The organism is Nostoc sp., assembly GCF_036917095.1.
Lineage (GTDB): Bacteria > Cyanobacteriota > Cyanobacteriia > Cyanobacteriales > Nostocaceae > Nostoc.
Genome location: NZ_JBALFH010000040.1, coordinates 14,462 through 37,401 on the forward strand (window position 1 = coordinate 14,462; position 22,940 = coordinate 37,401).

Consider the following 22,940-nt stretch of genomic DNA (forward strand, 5'->3'; position numbering starts at 1 on the left):
TCAACTTCTATCAAACTCTTCTGACAATTGACTGACATTCCGAATTTGGGATGCAAGATTGAAAACATGACCATATCTACTACTGAGCACAACTAGTGGAATTCCCATACCTTTTTGAATCAAAGATGACAAGAGGGTATTTCCCACTCAATTTTGCAAAAAAGATGGCGGTGTTTACCACCAACTCTAATGGGAAGCCTATCTAAACTGGAAATGTGAGCCGCTCGAGGTCATTGAAAGCTCATAGTTAATATCTATCTCTGTAAATTAAAGGTGAAGTATCATGACAACTACCCTAAATTCATTTGAAACTGCTGGGGCGGCAAATCTTGAAGAAGCGATTACTGAAGCGATTACTGAAGCCCGCACAACTTGTGAGCTAGATGGCAGTGATTCTGCTGGTTGTGCCGTAGCCTGGGACATTGTGGAAGAATTACAAGCTGAAAAAGCCGATCGACAGCAAGCAAAATCAAAGAAAACCTCTTTGGAAAACTACTGCGATCGCCATCCAGATTCCGTAGAGTGTCTAATCTACGACCTTTAATTCTTCCGTAAATCAGTTGTTGCTGATTGCGTTATCTGCTTAATCGCCTCTAAATCAGGTGGTAGTGTTTCACTTTCCATTGCCAACCACAAAAGAAATTCGATATTCCCAGCAGGGCCAACGATCGGCGACCAAGTTAAGCCTTTGTATTTCCATCCTAATTCGTGCGCTGCTTGCAACACCTGGAAAATGGCATCAGCTTGGTCGTTTGGATCGCGCACAACCCCTTTTTTACCCACACGGGATCTGCCGACTTCAAATTGTGGCTTGACTAACAACACAGCTTCTCGGTTAGCTTGAGTTAGTTGCCACAAAGCAGGCAGAATTTTTGTTAAAGAAATAAACGATACATCGACCACTGCCAAATCAGGAATCGGGTCATCCTTGCCATATAAATCTTCTGGTCGTAGTTGCCGTAAATTGGTGCGTTCCCGCAAAATCACCCGCGAATCATTTCGCAACCGCCAATCAACTTGCCCGTAACCGACATCAATACCGTAAACTTTTTTTGCTCCAGCTTGCAAGAGACAATCAGTAAAGCCACCAGTAGAAATCCCACCATCTAAACAAATGCGCTCTGCTACGGGAATGGTAAATACTGACAAAGCTTTGGAGAGTTTTTCACCGCCTCTAGAAACAAAAGGCGATCGCTGCTTAATATTTATTTGAGCCGAAATATCAACTTCTGTACCAGGCTTATCAACTAGCTGCTGATTAACAGTAACTTCCCCCGCCTGAATTAACCGCTGTGCCAAAGCACGAGAAGAACATAAATTTAACTCTACTAATAGTGTGTCGAGTCGCTGTTTAGCCAATTAACTAGAGTCTCCTGGTAAGATTAAAACCACAAAGCATGATTGATAATTTATTCTCGGTTAACCAGCTTTTCTAATTCTTGGGCTTCATAACGACCTTCTTTTACTTCAAACTTTGCTTAATTAATGAGATTTAAATAGGCTTCTGCTAAGATTTCTAACATTACAATACTTTTGCATTTTATATTTTAGCTGTCAAAAACTTTAATTATTATTTTTATATTACGTTACCTCTAGCTCTGGTTCAGAATTCTGTTCATTTTCTGGGAAAAAGCATACTATTCAAGTTGCTCAACTGGTTGGAGGATAAGGCGATGCTGCAACATCTGCTCGCTCAACAACATTATTTCGCATTGAAGCTTTTTTCAGCACTAGGCTGCGGTCTGATAGCCGGAGTATTCTTCGGTTTCTCGTCCTTCGTGATGAATGCCCTAGCTCGGCTTCAGCCGACACAAGGCATTGCCGCCATGCAATCCATCAATATCATGGCAATCAGTCCGTTGTTTATGGCAGTGTTCTTAGGAACGGCTGCGGCTTGCATCTTTCTTTTAATCTCCTCCCTATTAAAGTGGCATCGACCCGATGCCGCCTACTTGCTCATCGGCAGCTTGCTCTACCTCGTTGGTACATTCGGCGTGACAATTGTGTTCAATGTGCCGCTCAACGAAGCCCTGGCAAAAGTCGAGCCGGACAGCGCCATCGGTGCGAACCTATGGTCTAGCTACCTTACCAACTGGACAATCTGGAATCACATTCGGACAGCAGCAGCACTAGCAGCAGCGGCATCGCTCACCATCGCACTCTGTTACCGAACGGCGCAATCGTAATAATCTTGATAGTTAAGAGATATTTCACCGTGCAAATATTCTGGCTTAATTCCACCGTTTGATTTAATATCATGTCCGCATAATTAGTTATGATTCTCCCAGTAATTGCACCCCACACGCCAGATGCTCCACTTGGGGTTCTTCAGGTTAAGTAATCAAGCGGACATGATATTACAGGAGATTCAAGCATGGAAACAGCAGATGTCATTGTCATCGGTAGCGGTCAGGGAGGTGTGCCTCTGGCCGCTGACTTTGCCAAAGAAGGCCGCAAGGTTGTTTTATTTGAAAGAGACTCACTGGGCGGTAGTTGTATCAATTATGGCTGCACCCCTTCTAAAGCGTTTTTAGCAGCCGCTCATGCTGTGGGTCGGGTTCGTCAAGCTAAGGATTTAGGAATATATGCTCAAGTTGAGGTTGATTTTCCTGCTGTGATGGAGCGGGTACGTTCAATTCGCGATCGCTGGCATGAAGGAGTTCACAACCGCTTGCATGAAGCAGGAGTCAGGGTCGTGTATGCTGAAGCATACTTTACTGGAGAGCGAACGGTTACAGGCGGTAATGTCACCGTTCAAGCCCCGCTAGTCGTTATTAATACAGGCACATCGGCTGCCATCCCTAACATTCCTGGTTTAGCAGGCACACCTTACTTAACAAACCGCAATTTCTTTGACTTACAAAAGTTGCCACCACGGCTGCTCGTCATTGGTGCTGGTTACATTAGTTTGGAACTCGCACAGGGATTAGCACGTTTGGGTAGTGAAATACACATAATTGTGCGAGGCTCGCGCATCTTGGATCGTGAGGAAGCTGATGTGAGTGAAACTTTAGCAAAAGCTCTAAAGCGAGATGGTATTCAAATTCACTTTCAGGTCAACACTGAGAAAGTTATTTACAACGATAATGTGTTTACCCTGACATTAGATAATGGTCAGGAACTCCAAGGGGAGGCACTGTTAATTGCAACTGGGCGGAAGCCGAACACCAGCGCGTTGAATGTAGTAGCCACAGGTGTTGACCTAAATGAACAAGGTTATGTTCGAGTTGACGAGCAATTTCGGACAACGTGCGAAAATGTATATGCGATCGCAGATGTTGCTCAACAACCTGCCTTCACCCATGTTTCTTGGGAAGATTATCGGCGTTTAAAGGCTATCCTGCGTGGTGAGAACCGAACTCGCGACGACCGGGTGTTAGGTTATGCCATATATACTGAACCACAAGTTGGACGGGTGGGAATGACAATTGCAGAAGCTCATGAAAAGGGCATTAATGCTCGCTACGTGACGCTGCCAATGTCGGATATTGCTCGTGCTATTGAGTGGGGGCATGATTTAGGCTTTTACCGAATGGTAATAGATACAGAAACCGATCGGATTTTAGGAGCAACATTAGTTGGTTACGAAGCGGCTGAAATCGTGCATGTGTTTCTGTCGCTTATAGAAGCAGGAGCAACTTGGCAATTGTTGGAAAAATCTGTTCACATCCATCCTACTTATGGCGAAGCATTGCCCAGTCTTGCACGGTTATTTTTTGAGCCATAAGGCAGTGAAGCTTGCATCAGCTAGTTCATTGGCTGTTTTATCCAGCTTGTTCCATAAGATATCATCATTTGACATCTACCAATGGTAATACTGCATTATTACGCCATTGGTCATGCGATCGCCTTTGTAAAATCTTTGGTTTTAGATTTCTTTTAGAAATCTTTGGTGGTAGGATATGTTGTTTTTGTCACGCCTCCTAACTTCACCCTAATTTATTTAGGATTCAATAAGTTTTGCTCTCGCTGTAGAACAGAAGCAAGTCCTTACGTCCCTAAAAAGGATTGCCCAGAAGCTAGCAAAGTTCTTGCTTGTTCTTGCTCTAAAGGTTGTGAAAATAAGTAACCTTGTGCTTGCTGGCATTGTAACAATTTAAGCTGTACTAATTGGTCAACTGTTTCTATCCCTTCAGCAACCACACTCATTCCTAAGTTATCGGCTAAAGTGACAATAGCCCGAACAATAGCCAATTGTTCGGCATCGCTATCAATGTGATTGACAAAAGAGCGGTCAATTTTGAGAACATCAATCGGAAAATGATGCAAATAAGCCAAAGATGAATAACCTGTGCCAAAATCATCAATACACAATTGCAATCCAAAAGCCTTGAGTTGCTTAAGGACAATAGTAGCCTTTTCTGGGGAGGCGATAATCGCACTTTCAGTGATTTCTAGCTTTAAGTTGCTAGGACTGAGGTTAGTATCTTGAAGAATTTGGCCGATCTGTTCAATGAGATGGGGTTGGGAAAACTGTTTACCAGAAAGGTTAACATTGAGAGTCAAGGGCTTGATGGCAGGAAATTGGAGTTGCCACTGCCGCAATTGCTGACAAGATTCCCTTAGTACCCATTGACCAATTGGGATAATGAGTCCAGTTTCTTCTGCTATAGGAATAAACTCGGCTGGAGAAATGAGTCCACGTTCTGGATGCTGCCAGCGAACTAGTGCTTCAAATCCTTCAATTGTCCCTGTTTTCACACAAATAATTGGCTGGTAGTAAACGCACAACTGTTTGCGTTCAATTGCCCAGCGCAAGTCAGTTTCTAATTGCAACAGCGTTACCGCTCGGTCATGCATAGTAGTATCAAATACCATATGTCCAGCTTTACCCTGGTCTTTAACACGGTAAAGTGCAGTGTCAGCATCTCGAAGCAAATCCGCCGATTGAGTGTATTCGCTTGTACCTAAAGCAATGCCAATGCTAGCAGTCATAAAGACTTCATATCCGCACAAGTTGAAGGGCAACTTTAATACCTGATGGATGTGTTCTGCTACAGAAATGGCATCATCAATAGTTTGAATATGGGAAAGCAAAATAGTAAACTCGTCTCCGCCCAAGCGAGCAACAGTATCCTCAGGCTGTAGACACTTTTGGAGACGTTGAGCAAGTGTCACTAGTAATTGGTCGCCAACTATGTGTCCTAAGCTGTCGTTAACAACTTTGAAACGGTCAAGGTCGAGGAATAAGACAGCAAATAAATCATCCTGATTGCCTTTCAACCGTGCTATGGCTTGCTCTAGCCTGTCCATAAACAAAATACGGTTGGGTAGTCCAGTCAGAGCATCATAAAAAGCATGGTGAACTAACTTTTCCTCTAGGAGTTTGCGCTCAGTAATATCCGTTGCGATCCCATCAATACGAGAGGGTTGCCCATTAGAGTTATGGATTAAATGACTTCGGTTGAACAACCAGCGAACTTGTCCATCAGGTCTAACAATGCGATATTCTAGTTCTTGCTTACCATTTAAGAATAATGGTTGAATAGCAGCATAAACTCGTTGCCGATCTTCTAGGTGAATCATTTCTAACCAGAGATTAGAGTTCTCAAAGAATTCTGATGCACAACGACCGTAAACTTTAAAAGCAGCAGGGTTAAGATAAAGAGCCTTAAAAGTGTCAGCAGAAATCGACCAAACTACATCTTCAAGAGAAGATAAAATTCCATCTAGACGTTGTTTGCTTTCTTGCAGCGCAGCTTCTACTCGTTTGCGGTCAGTGATGTTAGTAACCATCCCCAAGGCTCCAGCATAATTTCCCTGGTCGTCTAATAACGGGGCACAAGAAACAATTGCCCAAAAGTCTGAGCCGTCCTGACAGCGGAATTTGAAATCGTGCGCTTCGTGAATACCCTGATGACGTCGTAAAAGGTAAGCATTAGCAATCTCCAAGCCTTCTGAATCCATAAAAGAGAACAGCGTTGCACCTATCATCTCCTCAATGAGGTAGCCCAACATAGTAGCCATCTGTTGGTTGACAAAGGTAGTGCAGTTGTTTTCATCAAGTACCCAAATTCCTTCAGCTGCTGTTTCGACAATGCGGCGATACTGTTCTTCTTGCTTTCGTAATTCTTCAACAGCTTGTAACTGGTGAGTGATATCGGTTTGGATACCAATGAAGTTAGTCAAATAACCAGAATTATCAAACACGGGAGCCAGGTAAAGTTCATGCCAGAACGGCACATTATCCTTGCGAGAGTTGCGTAAAATCACATGGCATTCTCTTTGTTCTTGAATAGCACTACGTAATTCCTGGAGGGCTGCTTGGTCTTTGTCGTTTCCTTGTAAAAAGCGACAGTTACGTCCAATAGCTTCACTAGCTGAGTACCCTGTAATCAACTCAAAGGCTGGATTAACATAAATAATTGGATTGTCTGGTTGATTAGGATCTGTCAAAATAATGCCATTACTACTAGCAGCGATCGCACGCTCCATAAGATGTAAATTTACTTGCGGCTCCCGTGAGGTTGAGTCTTTTTCAACTGTTTCAGCACTTGGATCTTTTATAGTGTCGATAAAAGCAGGGGTAACGTATGCCTGCTTTGGCTGGCTGTCTGTAATTTCAATGCTATCTGTTATCTGTTGTACAGCAGTTGTTAATAAGAAATTTCCCTGCTGGGTTCTTAAATGCTCACTACGATTCATGAATATGAATAGTGCTGCTAGTTTCCCTTCGTAATGAACAACCCTAGCTGAAATTTGTGCTTCAAAAATATCACCATTGGCACTTTTGAATTCTACTGCACAATTTTTAATTAGGTCGCCACTTTTCAGATTGTTAACTAATTGAGACCAGAAAGCAGGATAGGCATAAAATTCTGAGGTGATTTTGTCGAGCGTTTGACAAGACTTTATTCCAAAAAAAGGCGCTAAAAGTTCATTTTTAAACAGAATTTGCTGGCTTTCCAGGCATACAATCCCAATCGGAAATGGGCTAAGTTCCGCCAACGAATACACTATGTGCTGCCAGTCTATTTTTGGCTGATGAAAAGTTTCCACCTCTAGCGATAGATTTTTGTTCGTATAGTTGCACTCAGTGGGGTATTCCTCACTTAGTAGAACTGACATTTCAGTAGAATTATTTTGCGTATATTGATCTTCGTACACATCGGTGTCACTAAAAATTTTTCAAATTTTACAAATTGCCAAATCAAATCAACCCCATATTCGACTTTTATGGGAAGCTGAACAAAATAGTTATAAGACTTTGAGATCCTAGTAAAAGCAGTGTAAAAGCTGCTTTTTCTATAAACACTAAACAATTCATCAGAAAAAATGTTTAGTATCTATTAGAGATATCTAAAGACAAAATAACTCTTCTAGGTTAAATGCCCCGAAAATACTACTTTCAAGGGTTGGTTATAAAGTTTTTCTTAAGCTATTCTTAATTTACTCCTTTAGATAGATATAGTTACATCTTTTACCAAATCTTTATCTCTGCATAATATTTCTTAATTTTACTAGAAGTTACTAAATTAAGGCTGATACAACTAGCGATAGAGCAGTAAATATCGCCTATTGAGCTTATGGAACCTGTATCAACAATCAGTTGTACCAAATTTGGGGGCAATATCCTTGCCATTGCGATCGCTCCAAGGTTAGCACGAGGGCGAGTTAGTCGTGCGGCAGTAGAACCGGATTTGGAGGAGTAAAAGGTGAGGCGTTCAACTACTCCGGTGATGGTTTCATGTTGAGCAACTGATGCGTACCTTACGACTATTGACTTGCAGCATTTGCCTTTGGCTGCCGATGCGACTGTAAGTATAGCTGACAGCCGTGAATTTCCTATTTCACTAAAAACGAGTGCAGATAAATCCTCTTTAAGGCAGTGCTTCACCTCCTAACCCAAATTTATCAATAATTAGAGATAAAACTTATATTGGATCGCATCATAATTGTTATCTTCAAGGCTAAATAATTGGCATTGGACATAATTAAACATAACTATATTTTTCTCATCTACTATCCCTAATGCCTTATGGCTCATACTCTACGCTCTATTGTGAGCAGCGATATTTATTTTTGCACGCCTACATAATTTTGTATTTGTAACTATATGGGTTAAATATTGTTATTAACTTGACAGTAAATTTTATAAATTTTAAAAAAGCAATTTCTTTATATTTTAAAACTATTTTTCAGCGTAAATACGTAGGCTTTTAGATTAAAAAATAGCGGTTTTCTAGATAGAATAAACTACAAATACAAGGAGTAAATATGCGTTTTTATCAGTTTACAGGGATTCTTAGTTGTACAACAGCAGCTTTTATATCAATGGCACCTATACAGGTAGAAGCTGCAACTTTTAAAGTGATATCTGGAGTCACCAGCATCGATCGCGACCACGAGGATATTCTTAAAAGTATCGGGCTAAACTTGACAGGCGCTAATAATACAATCGCACCAATTCCCAGCAATTATTTAGTTGGCTTCAACATCGACTCAGCCACTAACTTCACGTTCAGCGATGAGGGCGGTTTTACTCCGCTCTCAGGAACAATTGAGCATACTGGTACTGTTACCTTTAACAATCAAATTACTGTTGGTGAGTTTTCAATAGGTCTTGCTCCGGGACGTACTGTCACAGGTGCCAGCGGATTTGTTTTAAGAGACACATTGTCTCTAAATACAATTTTGTTTGATTTAAGTATTGCGGAACCTGTAGCTTTTGATGGCCAAAATTTAACTATCCCTGATGTTAAATTATTGATTTCTCCAGAGTTTGCTAGTATCCTGCAAAACTCTAACTTAACCGGTTTATTTGCTGGAACTGCACGAATTGATGCTCAAGTTGCTGCCGTACCTGAACCTGACAGTGTACTAGCAATTTTGGTAACAGGTGCGGCTCTCTTGGCAAGTAGATTTTATACTCGAAAAATTAAATACACTTGATATCTTGAAGCATAGCTAAATGCTTATTAACAGGTGCAAGGGTATTGGCAGCAATTAGCCCACTGGCGGCGACTGCTGGTAAACCAATGCCGGGAAATGTCGAGTCTCCACAGCACATCAGTCCTGCTAGAGGTGTGTTGGGGCCAGGAAACATACCACTTCCAGCCTGAATTGCTGGGCCGTAGGAACCCTGGTAACGGCGGAGATAACGCTCGTGAGTTAGAGGTGTACCAACAAGTGTGACATCGCAACGAGAGCGAATATCTGGAATAATCCGCTGTAGCGCTTGCCACATTACTTCTGCACGCGATCGCTTTAGTTCGGCGTATTCCTGGTTTCTTCTATCCATTCCCTGCCAGATAGCATACGGCTCATTACCAGGAGTATAAACATGAATCACGTGCTTACCTGGTGGTGCTAGGGATGGATCGAGAACTGAAGGAATTGATATCACCACAACATTCTGAGGTGCTGTCACGCCCAATTCCCAGTTATTAACCACGATGTAATGACACCGCAAATTTGACTGTAATCCTTGAGCATCAATGCCTAAATGTAGATGCATAAAGCTATCACACTCAGGCGTCGCCTGTCGTTTGCTGCGGTACTTTTTGGGTATAGCCTTTTCAGGTAGTAACTTCAGTGTGTCCCAAACCGATGCATTAGAAATCACTGCCCGACGCGCCCGAATTTCTTGGCGATCGCGCAGCCGCACACCCACCGCACGATTATCTTCCACAAGCACTTCTTCCACATGAGCGCCCAACATCAGCTTCCCCCCATGACGCTCTAATCCTTGTACAAGGGTGTCAACTAAAGCACCACTACCACCAATCGGATATTCAAGTATTGCGTCTGGTCGATACCAGTCCGCAAACATAAATCCTACCTCTGCGGCACTAGTGCCATCTGCTGGCAATCCAGAAAGTAGGAAACACAGCAAATTAAGCCAGTTTCGGGTAAACGGGTCTTTAACAACGCCATCCATAATCCGGCTGAAGGGGCCCGTCAGCTTAATTATATTCGCCAAATTTTTTGTCAGAGACGGGATAAACGGGCCCACAGTTCTAGCTGCACCAAAATCAAAACGTAATGCCGCTGGTGGTATAGAAGTTGCTGCACTAGCGAATGGTTCCATAACGCGCTGGAGTTCCTGCCATTCGGCTACAGCATCATGTCCACAGAATTTCATCAATACTTCACAAAATTGCTCGGTACCAACCGCCGTGTCAAAATCACCTTCTGGTAGACAACAACCCCAAGTATCATAGGTTACGCATGGTAATTCAGAACCAATTGCATCTAAGACTTGTCGCAAGGGGTTGGCAGAGGGGCTGTAAGACAGTCCAGAGTAAAGAGACGGGCCCGAGTCAAATTTGAAACCATTGCGCTCAAAAGCATGGGCAGCACCTCCAGCAATGGAGTGGCTTTCGCAGACTATCACATCAAAACCATACCGTGCCAAAACAGCAGCACAACTCAAACCGCCAATTCCACTACCAATGACAACTATATCTGTAACTTGCATATATGTTTGCAACAATGAATTCAAACAGTTGTGGAAACTTGGATAATATCATTCGCTCCTCCATCCATAAACCGCTCTAATTGGTTAATATCATCACAAACGATACACATTAAACCGCCAGTGCCGCGTTCTTCAAATTAAAGGCTTGATTCCGACAGACTAATGAGAAACTTAAACTAGTAACTGAGTTTACTCAAGCCAAAGTAAAACTTCTTACTTAGCAGTAGGGGCTAGGGACTGGGGACTAGAGAAGGAAGACAAGGAGAAAAATAATAACTCTTCATGACTAACGACTAACGACTAATGACTAATGACTACTGACTAACTTACATGGAGAGAGGGATTTGAAAAATCAGCAATTCGGAAATTGGCAAACCACAGTTTTAGGAATTGTGTTAGCAACACTAGTGATTCTGGGACTAAATTCCTTTATCATTATCAACCCAGGACAAGCAGGAGTGATCAGCATCTTGGGTAAAGCCAGAGATGGCGCTTTATTGGAAGGGATTCATGTAAAACCGCCTTTTATCTCAGTGATAGATGTGTATGATTTGACCGTCCAAAAATTTGAAGTGCCAGCGGAAAGTTCTACAAAGGATTTGCAAAATTTATCTGCCAGATTTGCGATCAACTTTCGCCTCGATCCCATGCAGGTAGTTGAAGTTAGAAGGAAACAAGGAACCCTAGAAAATATTGTATCGAAAATCATTGCACCCCAGACCCAAGAAGCATTTAAAATTGCCGCAGCCAGAAGAACAGTAGAAGAAGCAATTACTAAAAGAAGTGAGTTGAAAGAAGACTTCGATCGAGCGCTAGGCGATCGCTTAGACAAATATGGGATAATTGTGTTAGATACTAGCGTAGTTGATTTAGCATTCTCACCAGAATTTGCCAGAGCAGTGGAAGAAAAACAAATTGCTGAACAACGGGCGCAAAGAGCCGTTTATGTAGCACGGGAAGCAGAACAAGAAGCACAAGCAGACGTTAATCGAGCCAAAGGTAGGGCAGAAGCTCAAAGACTCTTAGCAGAGACGCTCAAAGCTCAAGGAGGACAGCTAGTTCTGCAAAAAGAAGCAATTGAAGCTTGGAGGACTGGCGGCGCTCAGATGCCCAAAGTCCTCGTTATGGGTAGTGACTCCAAAAGCGGTGTCCCCTTCATCTTCAACCTTGGGAATGTCCAAAATCAACCTTGACTTGAGTAAATAATACTTAGTAAGTTGGGCTAGTCCCAACTCAAACACAACAGAAAAACTAACAAGATAATAATCGAAGTTTATGTCAATCCCCAATCATCAGAATCTCACCGCCGAAGAAGCGAAAAAATTACTGAATAAATTCAACTGTCTAGACATTGCGCCCATTCTGAATCCATCAGAGAAATCAGTAATTCGTAATGCCTTAATTTTACTCACCAAGCTTGCTGATTATCAAATTTTAGGAATTTGTGCTGATACAGCAGAAGAAGGAATACTGGCCATGAAGACCTATTCTCTGGCTTTGGGTTATGAACCACCCAACAATTTACTGACGCCAGAAGGGCCAGTTTATATCAAATTAAATGGCAAAAATGGCTTGTGTTACCTCGATTCCTACGATGGACATCATCGTGGTGTATTAGTATCTTGCCAGTCTTATGACGAAGAGGGAATAAACGAAATGTATGGACATTTACCCTTGGATTTATTTGTATAAAATTCAGCGAATGTAGGTAGGGTATGTGCCTTACCTACTCCCTAAGAAAAAATAGTTAATGACTTAAATCTTATGAGTATTATTACACTACAATCAGTAAAAAAAGATTTTGGCATCAAGGAGATTTTAAAAGATGCTAGCTTTAGCCTAGACGCTACCGATAAAGTTGGCTTAATTGGTACTAACGGTTCAGGGAAGTCAACCCTATTAAAAATGATCGCAGGGTTAGAATCGATTGATAGCGGTCAAATTTTAGTCAACTCCGGTTCTAAAATTATCTATTTACCCCAGTTGCCAGATTTAGATGAAAATCACACAGTTTTAGAGCAAGTTTTTGCTGACAGTGGCGAACACATGGCTTTAGTGCGTGAGTATGAAGAACTCTCAGATAAATTGGCTCACTATCCAGATGATAGTCAAGTGATGTCTCGCCTTTCTGTGGTGATGCAACGGATGGATACAAGTGGTGCTTGGGAATTAGAAACAAATGCCAAAATCATCCTTACCAAATTAGGAATTTCTGACTTTGATGCAAAAATTAGCACTTTATCTGGAGGTTATCGCAAACGTATTGCTTTAGCATCAGCGTTGCTAGCAGAACCAGATGTTTTGCTCATGGATGAGCCGACAAACCATCTTGATGCTCTTTCTGTAGAATGGTTACAAAGTTATTTAAATCGCTATCGCGGCGCACTTTTTCTTATCACCCACGATCGCTACTTTCTAGATCGCGTTACCAATCGGATCGTGGAAATCGACCGAGGCGACATTTACACCTATACAGGTAACTATTCATATTACCTCGAAAAGAAAGCTTTAGCTGAAGAATCTGCTGTAAGTAGTCAACGTAAACACCAAGGCTTGCTGCGGCGCGAGTTAGAATGGCTCAAAAAAGGGCCGAAAGCCAGAAGTACCAAGCAAAAAGCTAGAATTGATCGCGCTCATGCTTTGCGGGATACTGAATTTAAACAAGTTCAGGGTAAAGTTGATATTTCTACAGTTGGTCGTCGCATTGGCAAAAAAGTTATTGAATTAGATAACATTTCTAAAGCTTATGATGGACGTACCCTGATTAATAATTTTACCTACGAATTTAGCCCAGAAGACCGCATTGGCATTATCGGCGCTAATGGTGCTGGTAAGTCCACTTTAATGGATATTATTACTGGTCAGATTAAACCAGATTCAGGTGTTGCAGAAATTGGGACTACAATTCACATCGGTTATTTTGACCAGCATTCTGAAGAATTACTCACGGCTTTAAATGAAAATCAGCGCGTGATTGACTACATCAAAGAAGAAGGTGAATTTATCAAAATTACCGATGGGACTCAAATTACTGCTTCGCAAATGTTGGAGCGGTTTTTGTTTCCTGGTAATCAACAGTATGCCCCAATTAGTAAACTTTCAGGTGGTGAAAAACGCCGTTTATTTCTGTTGCGGGTTTTGATGAGTGCGCCCAATGTCTTGATTTTAGATGAACCGACGAACGATTTAGATGTTCAGACATTGGCAGTATTAGAAGATTATTTAGAGGATTTTGTCGGGTGTGTAATTGTAGTTTCTCACGATCGCTACTTTCTCGATCGCACCATCGACACAGTATTTTCCTTTGAGGAAGGCGGTAATCTGCGGCAATATCCAGGTAATTACTCGATTTATCTGGACTATAAGAAGGCTGAAGAAGCACAGCAACAAGCTGCGAACACTAAGGAGAAGCCTAAAAACGTCGAAGTCCAAAATGGTGCGTCTTCGCCCAAGGATGTAGAAAATACCAAGCGGCGGAGGTTATCTAATTGGGAAAAGAAAGAATTTGAGCAGTTAGAAGGTAAAATTGCCGAGTTAGAGGCTGAGAAGGCAGGAACTGAGAAAACACTGGCGAATGTCTCACCGGGTAATTATAGCGATGTGCAGAAATTGTACGATCGTGTGGAAAAACTCAAGCACGCGATCGATGTGGCGACTGAACGGTGGTTAGAATTGGCAGAGATGGAGTCTTAATAAAAAAGGCTTGCTTGTAGTTACATCGTTACAGACAGGGACAGTTCGCCATTAATAATAACTCCCTATCTGTTTACTTGTGACATCATAAAGTCAGTAATAGTCTACAATTCTTACCCAAATTTCAACTTTACCAGATACCCAGAAATAAATACAAAGGGGAGTAGCTCTCAGCATCAGTTGGTATCGTACCTCGAACCTACTATTTGTCTGATATCTACCTTATGCCAATGCTATCTTTTTGTCATAAATCTTACTTTATACAACGTTTGCTAAGTCGTATCACGTATATTAGTAATATATTCGGTACAATTATCGGGCTGACACCGCCTTGTAAGGCAAAAATATGTACAATGATGAACTCGAAGCACGTCCATTATCTTTGGCGCAACTGTTTCTAGATCCAAATAATCCTCGTTTTTCAAATGAACGTGAGAAACCGACTCCCGAAGCCAAAATTCCTGATGTAAAAATTCAGGAGAAAACTCAGAAGAGAATTGAAGAATTTGGAGTAAAAGAGGTTCGTGATAGCATACTTCGCAACGGTTTCCTGCCTATGGATCGCATTGTCGTGCGACCCATTAATGGTCATGGAGAAAAATATGTTGTCGTTGAGGGAAACCGTCGCCTTGCAGCACTCAAAAGCCTCCATCGTCTAATACAAGATGGTGAAATAAATGAGGAGGGAATCGACGAGGAATATCTGGAGAAACTTAAGGATTCAACCCAAACTCTAGAAGTACTTCTCTATAAAGGCACTTCTAATGATATCTCCTGGCGTCTCCAAGGTATCCGACACATCTCTGGAATTAAAGAGTGGTCTCCAGCTCAACAGGCTATTCTGGTCGCACGCCTAGTAGATGAGGGTAAGTCCTTCACTGAGGTGGGACAACAATTTGGGCTAAGTGGAAAAGCTATTGGGAGGTTATATAGAGTTCACAAAGCGCTCAATCAGATGCGAAGTGATGATGAGTATGGCGATAAGGCGCAAAATGACCAATTCACTTTATTTGATGAGGCATACAAGCACAAGGAAGTACGTAATTGGTTGGGATGGAATGAAGATGACTATAAGTACAAAAATACCAGCGATTTGAAGCAATTTTATAGCTGGATTGTGCCTGACGAAGAGCATGAAGACAAACAGCGGCGTATTAAAGACCCTCGCCATATGCGATATTTAGCAGAATTACTAGAAAAAAAGCGTACTGACCTGCTTGGTAATATTGAGCGTCATGAGATGACTATTGAAGAAGCATGGGGAAACATTAACGCCATATCAAGTAATAATGGCTATGATTGGACGGCAGAGATCGATAAAGCAAAGAAGGCAGTAAATGGGCTGCCATTCCAAATTTTCCAAGAACAACCAGAACCTCTAAAAGCAGCGCTCGATGAACTGCTTAGTCTTGTTGAAAAAGCGCTCACCAATTTGGTCAAATTAGTTTAGTATATGAGCATTGCTCAAATAGTTCGTGAAGTTGCAGTTAATTTAGCAAATGCTTCAGTCGATGGAGCAGTCGTAAACTTGCAACGGGTTCTAAAAGAACACTTACAGCAGAAGGGACTTTCATCACTTAGAGCAACTGAAATTGCTGAGGACTGGCTTCAAAGGTTGCAACAAGAACTGGAGGAGCAACTGATAGAGTGGGATTCTTTAGGGATTCCACGCCCCTTAGTACAAGCTAGTTCACCATTTACATTCCTGACATTTCGACATCGTAACTATCATTCAGCTTTGGGAATGCAGGGAATTTCAACAGAGTTTCCCGAAGTATATGATTTCGTAGCCTCCCTTTCACCGCGTGAATTTTTACTTGTTCCTGCTTGTTTACTACAGCTTGCTGGCTGTGACCCAATCCTGATCACCGATGGGAGCGGAGATGGCGGTGTTGATTGCATTGGTCAACTTACAGAAGGACCAGCACGCTCAATTTGTATTTTTGCACAGGCGCGAACAAGTTCAACCGATATTGCTAAGAATTCTGTGCAGTTAGAGTATGCAAAATTTCGAGACCTTCAAAGAACTGAGCTGTTTGGCGAATACTTGGCAGCATTAGGAAAAGGCAACTCAGCTGATGGTCGATCTGTATGCTATTCTATGTTTGCGAGTTCTGAATTCAAAGAGCCAGCACGCGAGTATGCGCGTAGTGACGGACTATTGTTGCGATCGCGTCGGCAGGCAGCTTTTTGGCTGAGTCAAAGCTTTAATTTCGATAGCTTGCAGCAAATGCGGCAAACCCTTGGTGCAACCTTGGTTCGGAATACAAACCGAAATCTTGCGCCACTAATTACACCATATCGTCGGGACACAGCTTTGCTTCCAGTTAAACCGCCACAGATGTGAAATAAACGTTACCTCAAGTGACTCCTGAAGAATTAGCCCAGAAGTTAGCGCGTGAATAGACTATGGGTTGTAAATTCTTCTCCATCTATTCATCAATCCAACTACTCAAAAATTCTACCTGATTCTGCATTTCTTCTGCTGACTTAGCTGCAATTAACCTCAAAATACCGCGCATTAGTTCCCCCACTGAGTAACGTTGCTGCTGTACCAAAATCATTCCTGCATGAGATTGTTCTTTGGTCAAAAAATCAGTGTGCAAACGGTAGAAATCTCTGATATTAGAACTATATAAGACAAAACCTTGCTCAGTTGCCCACGTTAGCTGTTCTTCATCTGTATATCCCAGCCTATTCAAATTTAGACTTGTAATCACATCTACACCACGGTTTTGTAGAGCCAGAACTAGAGAACGTGCGGTAGAATCCTCATCCATATACAAGCGAATTCGGCTCATGAAAGTTTTTGAGTTTTATGCAGTTTCTCTAATCTGTCTCCCTCTGCCTCTTCTGCTGCAATGTCAGCGTCAATTTGGTCGCGGTTAGCATGATAATAAGCTAAAGCCGCATAAACCTGCGCTAAGGTCAAATGACTAATTTGATCTGCAATCTCTTCGGCGCTATAACCTTGTTTGTACCAGATGGCTATGCGTCTTACTGTCACCCCTGTACCAGCAACAATCGGACAACCGCCGTGTATTTCAGGATTATGGTTAATCAGTGTGCCAATATCGGTAATAGTTGTCAAAACTTGTTCTCCGAAATTTTTTACATTATCTCTAATTTGACCAGTTAGCAAGATATTCATCTATAGTCACGGACTCACCATCGCTATACTCAGTGCGAACTGCTTGAATTTCTGCTAGTGTTTCTGCGTCGTCTTCATACAACGCTTCTTCGGCTTCAAAAATTTGTTGCTCAATTAGTTCTTGAAGTTGACGTTTTTCTGTTAAATCAAGAGAAGATATTGCTTCTGCTAAAGTTTCTAAGGAGAGTTGTAGTTTAACAATGGCTGGCATTTTTCTCCTATTGGGTGTATTGTTTCGCATTTTGACACCATTATGCTGATTTTAACAGTTATATTTTTGTCAAGCTGAAAGTCTTTGAGTTGTGTTTCAGGACAAATGCATCTAAATTTCACGCTTGTGTGGTACGGTGTAGCAATTGGATTTGCCTAACTTGCGATCGCGCCCTTCCACAACACGCTACTAACTATCTTTCATAAACTGCGTAGTTTACCGCCGTAGGCATGGCCTACAAAAGTTTTGGCTACGCAGCCATATCCATCAATAAGTCGCTTTGCGTCTACGCACTCCCCAGGAAGCTGAAGCAACTTGATGAATGTGGTTTAAAAAGATTTGCAAAATAACAAATTTTGTTGCATTTGTTTACATAAATTGCATGACTTTATTAAGGTTATTGAGGTTTGTAAATATTTTGTATTTCTGCGAGGAATATTCCTTTAGACTGAATTTCAACTGAAATATGTGGGGATAAACACAAATGCATTCGTTAAATATATTTTGTCACGAATCTGTAGTTGCTGTTTCCTTTGTAGCTTGCGTTATTGGACTGGTGTTACTGTGGGACGGCAAGCAGCAAAAAAATGATGTGGAAGAAACAGAGCGGATTCTGTTTAGAATGAGCTTTACTTACTGGCTAGTTTACTGTGTAGCCTTTGGCATAGAAAAAATAGTTTTACCCGACTGGGAATCTGTGCTGATGACTTTAAGAATAACTACCGCTCTGTCATATTTTTTAACATTTTCTTGCATTGTTAGTCTGCCACTACACAAATTTGCAGTACATCGTGTTGAGGAATAGTTATCGAGCATCGGGGAGCCACTGCGTTGAAGAGCCAGCGAAGTCTTCTCTACGAGACGCTACACGAAGGGGGGCAGTGCGTTGGGTGGGTTTCCCGATTTGTACCCCTACGGGGAAGCAAGCTACGTTTTTAGCGTTCTCGCAGCGTAGCAACTAGCGTTGGGTTAAAAAGCTTGAAGTGGCGTCACGGGCATTGGGAATTGAGCATGATTTAAGATTTCATTGCGATCGCTAATGCCATTTCCAGTTCTGACTGCGCCAAAGTGGTCAAAATAAACACCTCTTGTACCGTCTTCCCCTGCCGTGCAATTACTTTATAGCCGCCGCGAATCGGTACTGAGATCCGCAGTTGCATTTTCGGACAATGACCTCTTACCCGTCCAATCACTCCCGGCGTCACGGTTTGGATACCATCTTGCTGACAAAGACGTTCTAAAATTGGGATGAGACCAGAAAGGTGTGTCGAGTGATTCCAAACCAGTCTGGCAGCTTTTTGTGAAGCCGTGCGGAGGGGATCTGCGGTGGGTTTGCCCATGATAATTAAGCTGCTTCTAGAGGTGCCATTGTCAAACCTGCTCGGCGCAGCTGCTGATGATAAAGTTCCGCAGGTTCTTGGGGACCGACCCAGACGATCGCTTGACCTTCATAGTGTACCTGATTAGTCAGATCCCACGCGCGATCGCCAGTCATCCCTGGAATATATTTCATCAAACATTCACTCACATGTTGAAATGTATTAAAATCATCATTTAATACAATCACTTTGTAATTCGGATAAGTCTTACGGGTAACTTGATTAGACCGTTCAGGAGCTTTAGTTGGTGCTGTGGCCATCGCGTAAAAATCTGCTGAAAGTGTCATAACCATAGAACATTAAGCAAGATAATTTTACAAAACTACACTATAAGTAACTAGTTTAGTCCATTGTCTGGGGACTGGGGAGTAGTGCTGTTAGGGGTAGCGGGGCGTTTAGCCCCATGCCCCATACCCAATGCCCTATTTCCAATTATCCCAGTTTTCGTTAAAAATAGATGTATCTGGGAAGGCTGTGGGGTTGCCATTTTGTTGCAAAAGCCGTTTGAGAGCTTCGAGTTGTGGCTCTTGTTTGGGTAAGTCATCGACTAGTTGGTAAGGTGCGATCGCATTTTTTAGGGCAAAACTAGCAACAGTTCCCGCAGCTGCGCCAGAAGACCATTCAAAGGAATGGACTCGATAGGCAGCAGCAGCAATATGACTAGTAGCAATACTTTTGCCTCCTACCAGCAAATTATCAATTTTCTGGGGAATCATTGCCCTCAGAGCAATTTGGAAGGGATAAGCAAGGCCTGCACCACGTCTTTCACCTGGACGTTCTGTGTTACCAGGGGCTTCTGGGGGACTATTCACCATGCAAGGATGGAAATCTATAGCGTAGTGACCAATACCCACAGCATCGGGGAAGATGGTAGAACGAGTTCTTCGCATTGCTTTGTCTGGTGAGATTTTACCTTCAATTACTGATACTGCTTCCAAACCTGCAAGTGCTGCTCGTAGCCTCCGATACATATCTGCTGGCAGAGTCTTGGCGTAATACTCATCTTTGTAATCTCGGCGAGAAATATCAATTTCCCCAATGCCAAAGCCTCCGGGTTGTCCCCAGCTGGGGCGGCCAATGATGCGCCGTGCTTCGCGCATATAGGGATATTTCGATAAGCCATGCACTGTCCCCATCGGGGAATTTAGCCCGGAAACAAAGCGGTTATTGCTTTGCTGCTGCTTAACACCGTCCCCCAGTTGGGAATCTGTAGTCCCAGCTACCAGCCAGTAATAGAAAGAGAGGGCATTTTCCTCAGCTTTGCGGAGGGTTTCTGTTCGCAGTCCCCCCATCCAACCACCAGGGTTTAACTGCCCAGTACTTTCTAACTGTTGGCGACTGTAAATCAGGTTATCTTGGGCTGTTCCAGGGCGGTAGTCGTTACCCCAAGTCCAATTTTGCATGGAGATGTCCCCTGGTGTAGGAGCATCAAAACTTACACCACCGAATTTTTCTGGTTTCCCTTTGTTTGGACTCCAAATCCGACGATAGGTGAAAACTAAGTCAAAGTTAGCCAGTCGCTTTAATTCATAGCTGAAATATGGGGCGTATTGTGAATAAAATGGGGGCATTGTCTGCGGTTGCGCTTCCTTGGTTGCCTCCATTGCAAAAGTGTAGGTAAAGCCTTGAGGGCAATAAGGGTCGTTATTGGTGCTAGAAGCAGAAGGTTCTAGGTAAGAAAGGGCATCAATACCCAATCGGTAGGGAACATCAGCAAGGGCGATAATTTCACCGGTTTCGCTGGCGTCTACGACGTACCATTTAGGAGCATCCCCTTTTACTGTTTTCGGGATAAAACGGAGAATAGTTTTGGTAAACCGAGATGAGTTTTCGTAGCTATAAGAATCTTCAATACTTTGAGATAAAGTAAAAGTATTGAGAGGTGGTGCGCCTTTTGGTGGTTGATGTTGGATAGCGATCGCACTATCAATTATTTTGCCATCAGCAGCGATTTCCAAATCTTTAATTACCGTGTTGGGAAACCATTGCAACTTCCCTTTGCCTTGCTTCTCGGCATCTTTGAGCATCTGGTTCAAAATCGCGTGAGCATCGCGCGGAAGAAAGCAGGATTCACTTACCCAACAATCACCGGGGTTAAGTTTACCGTATTTGCGCCCGATCCGCTTTCGCAATTCTAGGTAACCGCGAGAATAGAATTTGAGAGCACGCTGAGTTGGGCGTTCGTCTAACGCAGATGTCCCTTGAGCAGAAATTTGTCCTCCCAGCCAATCAGTAATTTCCGTGAGGCAAACTGTTCGCCCTGCTAGCAAACCTTCGTAAGCTGTGGCGACACCCGATAGTCCACCACCCACAACTAAAATCTCGCAGTTGATACTTTTGTCTGGGGTTCTCGGTGGTGCGGCATTCGCTCCATCAAATCCAACTAAAGTAGATATTAAATTGAGACTGAACAGCGATGTCAAGCTATAGGCTACTTTGTGTCTGCGCTTCATGGTAAAAAAAACTGCTCCAAATCCTGTGTTACTTGTAGAAGGTAGCATTCAGGAAACGCTCGTCACAAGTTTATAAGAGTAAATATATTTAAATACAATTTTTACACTTAAAATACTGAGTATGTAGGCTAAATTTACCCTAAAGTTATTAAAGCTGAGTTAAAAGTGCTGATTGCTGAGTACTTTTTCCTTCATCTATCAAAAATATTGATTCAGACTTCTATACCAAAAATGCATAAGTGATCTTTTATTAGTTGTTTGCCTAAATGCATTGGATATGGTGAATGAATATTACCCATAGACCACCCTGGTGAGATTCGTAAGTAGTGTGGCACTCGGCAAAGTGATTTTATACTTTCTTCTGTTTTTTGGAAATCCGAACGAATGAAGAAGGGAAGGATTTCTAACATCTGCTGGTGCTTGAATGCAATATTTACACCGTATTCGTCATTTTGGGAGTCGAGCATATAAAGTTCGCGTGCTGTTGGGGTATCTTGAGCTTTCTGTGTTTTTGGTAATCTTCCAATAGAGAAGTAATGGAGCAACTCAGGTACAGAGGTATCGTAAAAACCACTTAAGCGAATTAAATCTCGTGCTGGAGAATTCTCATTCCAAGTTTGTCGATTGGTGATGTATTGAGTTGTCTCGTCACCAGTGCGGAAGCGAATTACTCCCAGCAGGTTCCTAAGTTGGTTATGGTCACGAGGATATACACAAGCATGACCTGGAACGTGTTGGAAGTCTAAGATATCCCGTTTTGCAAGGAGATATTCATTTTTTTGTTGGAACCAAGCTTGACCTCCGTTTTCTTCACCACGTTCATTACGCCATACATCGGCTTCGATTAAGACAAGGGTAGGTTTATTCGCTTACTTGCGTTAGTACATCCGCCGCAAATTTTGCAAGCTCTATTCCTTTTAACTGAACTGTTTTGTAATTGTGCACCGTACCCGTGAGAAAATTTGTCCCAGTTCAATCCCCGCCTGTGTATCATGCGGGTGTGGATATGGACGAGTCAGAAAGTAAATAGCACCAAATGCGGCTTTACCGTTGGCATTCAAAATATTGAAACCACGCCCGATCGCATTCATAGGAGCAACAAGAATCTTTCCCTTAGTTTGCCCAAAAGTTTCAATATCTGCACGATTGAGCGCACTCTTATCAGGTGGTTTGACAAATTTCGCTAGCTCATCAAAGTTATCTTCGGTGTATGTCTCTATATTGTCAGGAACTAGGTGATAAACAAAATCCTGCATACTTGACCAGCAATTGCGAATTTCGTTTGCTGCCCAACGAGCTTGATCGTAGGAGTTAACTAGTAAAAGAAGGCGAGCGCGATCCTTCCAATGGTTACTTAAATCATTTTCGCCAAGATGTTTTAATTCCCTGAGTTCTTGCCCCAAATGACCTGTACCGTTAGTACCAACGAGCGATCGCGCTATTTCCTGAAACAAGCTCATTTTGCGTCGTTCGGACATACCAGAAATGCGGATGGGTTCTTTGTTTTGGTGGAATTGGGGAAGAAATTTGAAGTGGCTTTGAGCGATCGCATCTCTCGCCCCCTCTTTTGGCATCAAAACACCTTGCAGATTACCAACGTAGAAACAGGCGAATCTCAAAAGTAGAACTTTAC

The 22,940-nt window shown here is 42.5% G+C and carries 22 protein-coding genes; 10 read left to right on the plus strand and 12 right to left on the minus strand.

Annotated features, from left to right (window positions below):
- Positions 1 to 283 precede the first annotated feature (283 nt).
- Complete coding sequence (locus V7L01_RS19590; RefSeq protein ID WP_335037521.1) at positions 284 to 544, plus strand: Calvin cycle protein CP12; 261 nt, start codon at positions 284 to 286, stop codon at positions 542 to 544.
- On the opposite strand, the gene V7L01_RS19595 is transcribed toward V7L01_RS19590, so the two are convergent.
- Complete coding sequence (locus V7L01_RS19595; protein WP_335037523.1) at positions 541 to 1,359, minus strand: TlyA family RNA methyltransferase; 819 nt, start codon at positions 1,357 to 1,359, stop codon at positions 541 to 543. The two genes, V7L01_RS19590 and V7L01_RS19595, sit on opposite strands and share 4 nt — an antisense overlap.
- A 314-nt stretch (positions 1,360 to 1,673) precedes the next feature.
- On the opposite strand from V7L01_RS19595, the gene V7L01_RS19600 reads away from it, so the two are divergent.
- The gene (locus tag V7L01_RS19600; RefSeq protein WP_335037525.1) at positions 1,674 to 2,186 is read left to right on the plus strand and encodes an anthrone oxygenase family protein; all 513 of its coding nucleotides are present in this window, start codon (positions 1,674 to 1,676) and stop codon (positions 2,184 to 2,186) included.
- Between the two features lie 188 nt (positions 2,187 to 2,374).
- The gene (locus V7L01_RS19605; protein WP_335037527.1) at positions 2,375 to 3,727 is read left to right on the plus strand and encodes a dihydrolipoyl dehydrogenase family protein; all 1,353 of its coding nucleotides are present in this window, start codon (positions 2,375 to 2,377) and stop codon (positions 3,725 to 3,727) included.
- A 263-nt stretch (positions 3,728 to 3,990) separates the two neighbouring features.
- Here the strand turns inward: V7L01_RS19605 and V7L01_RS19610 are convergent, their stop codons facing one another.
- On the minus strand, positions 3,991 to 7,068 hold the full coding sequence (locus V7L01_RS19610; RefSeq protein ID WP_335037529.1) for a sensor domain-containing protein: 3,078 nt from the start codon (positions 7,066 to 7,068) through the stop codon (positions 3,991 to 3,993).
- 352 nt (positions 7,069 to 7,420) lie between these two features.
- Positions 7,421 to 7,837: a hypothetical protein gene (locus V7L01_RS19615; protein WP_335037531.1), complete on the minus strand. Its 417-nt coding sequence runs from the start codon at positions 7,835 to 7,837 to the stop codon at positions 7,421 to 7,423.
- 380 nt (positions 7,838 to 8,217) lie between these two features.
- On the opposite strand from V7L01_RS19615, the gene V7L01_RS19620 reads away from it, so the two are divergent.
- Positions 8,218 to 8,892, plus strand: a complete 675-nt coding sequence (locus V7L01_RS19620; RefSeq protein WP_335037533.1) for a hypothetical protein — start codon at positions 8,218 to 8,220, stop codon at positions 8,890 to 8,892.
- Here the strand turns inward: V7L01_RS19620 and V7L01_RS19625 are convergent.
- Entirely contained in the window at positions 8,879 to 10,420 is a 1,542-nt protein-coding gene (locus tag V7L01_RS19625) for a phytoene desaturase family protein (protein ID WP_335037535.1), read from the minus strand. The genes V7L01_RS19620 and V7L01_RS19625 overlap by 14 nt on opposite strands.
- A 344-nt stretch (positions 10,421 to 10,764) precedes the next feature.
- Here V7L01_RS19625 and V7L01_RS19630 point away from each other — a divergent pair, with 344 nt between their 5' ends.
- From V7L01_RS19630 to V7L01_RS19650, 5 genes are all read left to right on the plus strand, one after another.
- Positions 10,765 to 11,613, plus strand: a complete 849-nt coding sequence (locus V7L01_RS19630; RefSeq protein ID WP_335037537.1) for a prohibitin family protein — start codon at positions 10,765 to 10,767, stop codon at positions 11,611 to 11,613.
- An 82-nt stretch (positions 11,614 to 11,695) separates the two neighbouring features.
- Positions 11,696 to 12,112, plus strand: coding sequence for a DUF1824 family protein (locus tag V7L01_RS19635; RefSeq protein ID WP_335037539.1), 417 nt, complete (start codon positions 11,696 to 11,698; stop codon positions 12,110 to 12,112).
- 72 nt (positions 12,113 to 12,184) lie between these two features.
- On the plus strand, positions 12,185 to 14,113 hold the full coding sequence (locus V7L01_RS19640) for an ABC-F family ATP-binding cassette domain-containing protein (protein WP_335037541.1): 1,929 nt from the start codon (positions 12,185 to 12,187) through the stop codon (positions 14,111 to 14,113).
- Positions 14,114 to 14,459: 346 nt separating this feature from the next.
- A complete protein-coding gene (locus tag V7L01_RS19645) occupies positions 14,460 to 15,563 on the plus strand; it encodes a ParB N-terminal domain-containing protein (RefSeq protein ID WP_335037543.1) in 1,104 nt (367 codons plus the stop codon).
- Between the two features lie 3 nt (positions 15,564 to 15,566).
- On the plus strand, positions 15,567 to 16,460 hold the full coding sequence (locus tag V7L01_RS19650) for a hypothetical protein (RefSeq protein WP_335037546.1): 894 nt from the start codon (positions 15,567 to 15,569) through the stop codon (positions 16,458 to 16,460).
- Between the two features lie 85 nt (positions 16,461 to 16,545).
- On the opposite strand, the gene V7L01_RS19655 is transcribed toward V7L01_RS19650, so the two are convergent.
- The 3 genes from V7L01_RS19655 to V7L01_RS19665 are packed head-to-tail and all read right to left on the minus strand — an operon-like array spanning position 16,546 to position 17,475.
- Complete coding sequence (locus V7L01_RS19655; RefSeq protein WP_292785106.1) at positions 16,546 to 16,914, minus strand: DUF5615 family PIN-like protein; 369 nt, start codon at positions 16,912 to 16,914, stop codon at positions 16,546 to 16,548.
- Positions 16,911 to 17,204 carry a DUF433 domain-containing protein gene (locus V7L01_RS19660; protein WP_335037548.1) on the minus strand — a complete coding sequence of 98 codons (294 nt, stop codon included), beginning with the start codon at positions 17,202 to 17,204 and terminating at the stop codon, positions 16,911 to 16,913. Before V7L01_RS19660 ends, V7L01_RS19655 begins: the two co-directional genes overlap by 4 nt.
- A 31-nt stretch (positions 17,205 to 17,235) precedes the next feature.
- Positions 17,236 to 17,475 (minus strand): hypothetical protein, encoded by a 240-nt coding sequence (locus V7L01_RS19665; protein ID WP_335037550.1) that lies wholly within the window; start codon positions 17,473 to 17,475, stop codon positions 17,236 to 17,238.
- Positions 17,476 to 17,959: 484 nt separating this feature from the next.
- Here V7L01_RS19665 and V7L01_RS19670 point away from each other — a divergent pair, with 484 nt between their 5' ends.
- Positions 17,960 to 18,280, plus strand: a complete 321-nt coding sequence (locus tag V7L01_RS19670) for a hypothetical protein (protein WP_335037552.1) — start codon at positions 17,960 to 17,962, stop codon at positions 18,278 to 18,280.
- Positions 18,281 to 18,491: 211 nt separating this feature from the next.
- Here the strand turns inward: V7L01_RS19670 and V7L01_RS19675 are convergent, their stop codons facing one another.
- The 5 genes from V7L01_RS19675 to V7L01_RS19695 all read right to left on the minus strand — a co-directional run bounded on the left by V7L01_RS19675 (position 18,492) and on the right by V7L01_RS19695 (position 22,881).
- Positions 18,492 to 18,815, minus strand: a complete 324-nt coding sequence (locus V7L01_RS19675; protein WP_335037554.1) for a DUF2103 domain-containing protein — start codon at positions 18,813 to 18,815, stop codon at positions 18,492 to 18,494.
- A gap of 5 nt (positions 18,816 to 18,820) precedes the next feature.
- A complete protein-coding gene (gene clpS / locus V7L01_RS19680) occupies positions 18,821 to 19,147 on the minus strand; it encodes an ATP-dependent Clp protease adapter ClpS (protein WP_335037556.1) in 327 nt (108 codons plus the stop codon).
- A 129-nt stretch (positions 19,148 to 19,276) separates the two neighbouring features.
- Complete coding sequence (locus V7L01_RS19685; protein WP_335037558.1) at positions 19,277 to 21,307, minus strand: FAD-dependent oxidoreductase; 2,031 nt, start codon at positions 21,305 to 21,307, stop codon at positions 19,277 to 19,279.
- 212 nt (positions 21,308 to 21,519) lie between these two features.
- Positions 21,520 to 22,152, minus strand: coding sequence for an RNaseH domain-containing protein (locus tag V7L01_RS19690; protein WP_335038428.1), 633 nt, complete (start codon positions 22,150 to 22,152; stop codon positions 21,520 to 21,522).
- A 72-nt stretch (positions 22,153 to 22,224) separates the two neighbouring features.
- Complete coding sequence (locus V7L01_RS19695) at positions 22,225 to 22,881, minus strand: hypothetical protein (protein WP_335037560.1); 657 nt, start codon at positions 22,879 to 22,881, stop codon at positions 22,225 to 22,227.
- Positions 22,882 to 22,940 lie beyond the last annotated feature (59 nt).

What these genes read in the sequence shown, in the direction of transcription:
- V7L01_RS19590 (WP_335037521.1), top strand. Translation starts at nt 284, where the DNA reads ATGACAACTACCCTAAATTCATTTGAAACTGCTGGGGCGGCAAATCTT.
- V7L01_RS19600 (WP_335037525.1), top strand. Translation starts at nt 1,674, where the DNA reads ATGCTGCAACATCTGCTCGCTCAACAACATTATTTCGCATTGAAGCTT.
- V7L01_RS19605 (WP_335037527.1), top strand. Translation starts at nt 2,375, where the DNA reads ATGGAAACAGCAGATGTCATTGTCATCGGTAGCGGTCAGGGAGGTGTG.
- V7L01_RS19610 (WP_335037529.1), bottom strand. Translation starts at nt 7,068, where the DNA reads ATGTCAGTTCTACTAAGTGAGGAATACCCCACTGAGTGCAACTATACG.
- V7L01_RS19620 (WP_335037533.1), top strand. Translation starts at nt 8,218, where the DNA reads ATGCGTTTTTATCAGTTTACAGGGATTCTTAGTTGTACAACAGCAGCT.
- V7L01_RS19625 (WP_335037535.1), bottom strand. Translation starts at nt 10,420, where the DNA reads ATGCAAGTTACAGATATAGTTGTCATTGGTAGTGGAATTGGCGGTTTG.
- V7L01_RS19635 (WP_335037539.1), top strand. Translation starts at nt 11,696, where the DNA reads ATGTCAATCCCCAATCATCAGAATCTCACCGCCGAAGAAGCGAAAAAA.
- V7L01_RS19640 (WP_335037541.1), top strand. Translation starts at nt 12,185, where the DNA reads ATGAGTATTATTACACTACAATCAGTAAAAAAAGATTTTGGCATCAAG.
- V7L01_RS19645 (WP_335037543.1), top strand. Translation starts at nt 14,460, where the DNA reads ATGTACAATGATGAACTCGAAGCACGTCCATTATCTTTGGCGCAACTG.
- V7L01_RS19650 (WP_335037546.1), top strand. Translation starts at nt 15,567, where the DNA reads ATGAGCATTGCTCAAATAGTTCGTGAAGTTGCAGTTAATTTAGCAAAT.
- V7L01_RS19655 (WP_292785106.1), bottom strand. Translation starts at nt 16,914, where the DNA reads ATGAGCCGAATTCGCTTGTATATGGATGAGGATTCTACCGCACGTTCT.
- V7L01_RS19665 (WP_335037550.1), bottom strand. Translation starts at nt 17,475, where the DNA reads ATGCCAGCCATTGTTAAACTACAACTCTCCTTAGAAACTTTAGCAGAA.
- V7L01_RS19670 (WP_335037552.1), top strand. Translation starts at nt 17,960, where the DNA reads ATGCATTCGTTAAATATATTTTGTCACGAATCTGTAGTTGCTGTTTCC.
- V7L01_RS19675 (WP_335037554.1), bottom strand. Translation starts at nt 18,815, where the DNA reads ATGGGCAAACCCACCGCAGATCCCCTCCGCACGGCTTCACAAAAAGCT.
- clpS (WP_335037556.1), bottom strand. Translation starts at nt 19,147, where the DNA reads ATGGTTATGACACTTTCAGCAGATTTTTACGCGATGGCCACAGCACCA.
- V7L01_RS19685 (WP_335037558.1), bottom strand. Translation starts at nt 21,307, where the DNA reads ATGAAGCGCAGACACAAAGTAGCCTATAGCTTGACATCGCTGTTCAGT.
- V7L01_RS19695 (WP_335037560.1), bottom strand. Translation starts at nt 22,881, where the DNA reads ATGCCAAAAGAGGGGGCGAGAGATGCGATCGCTCAAAGCCACTTCAAA.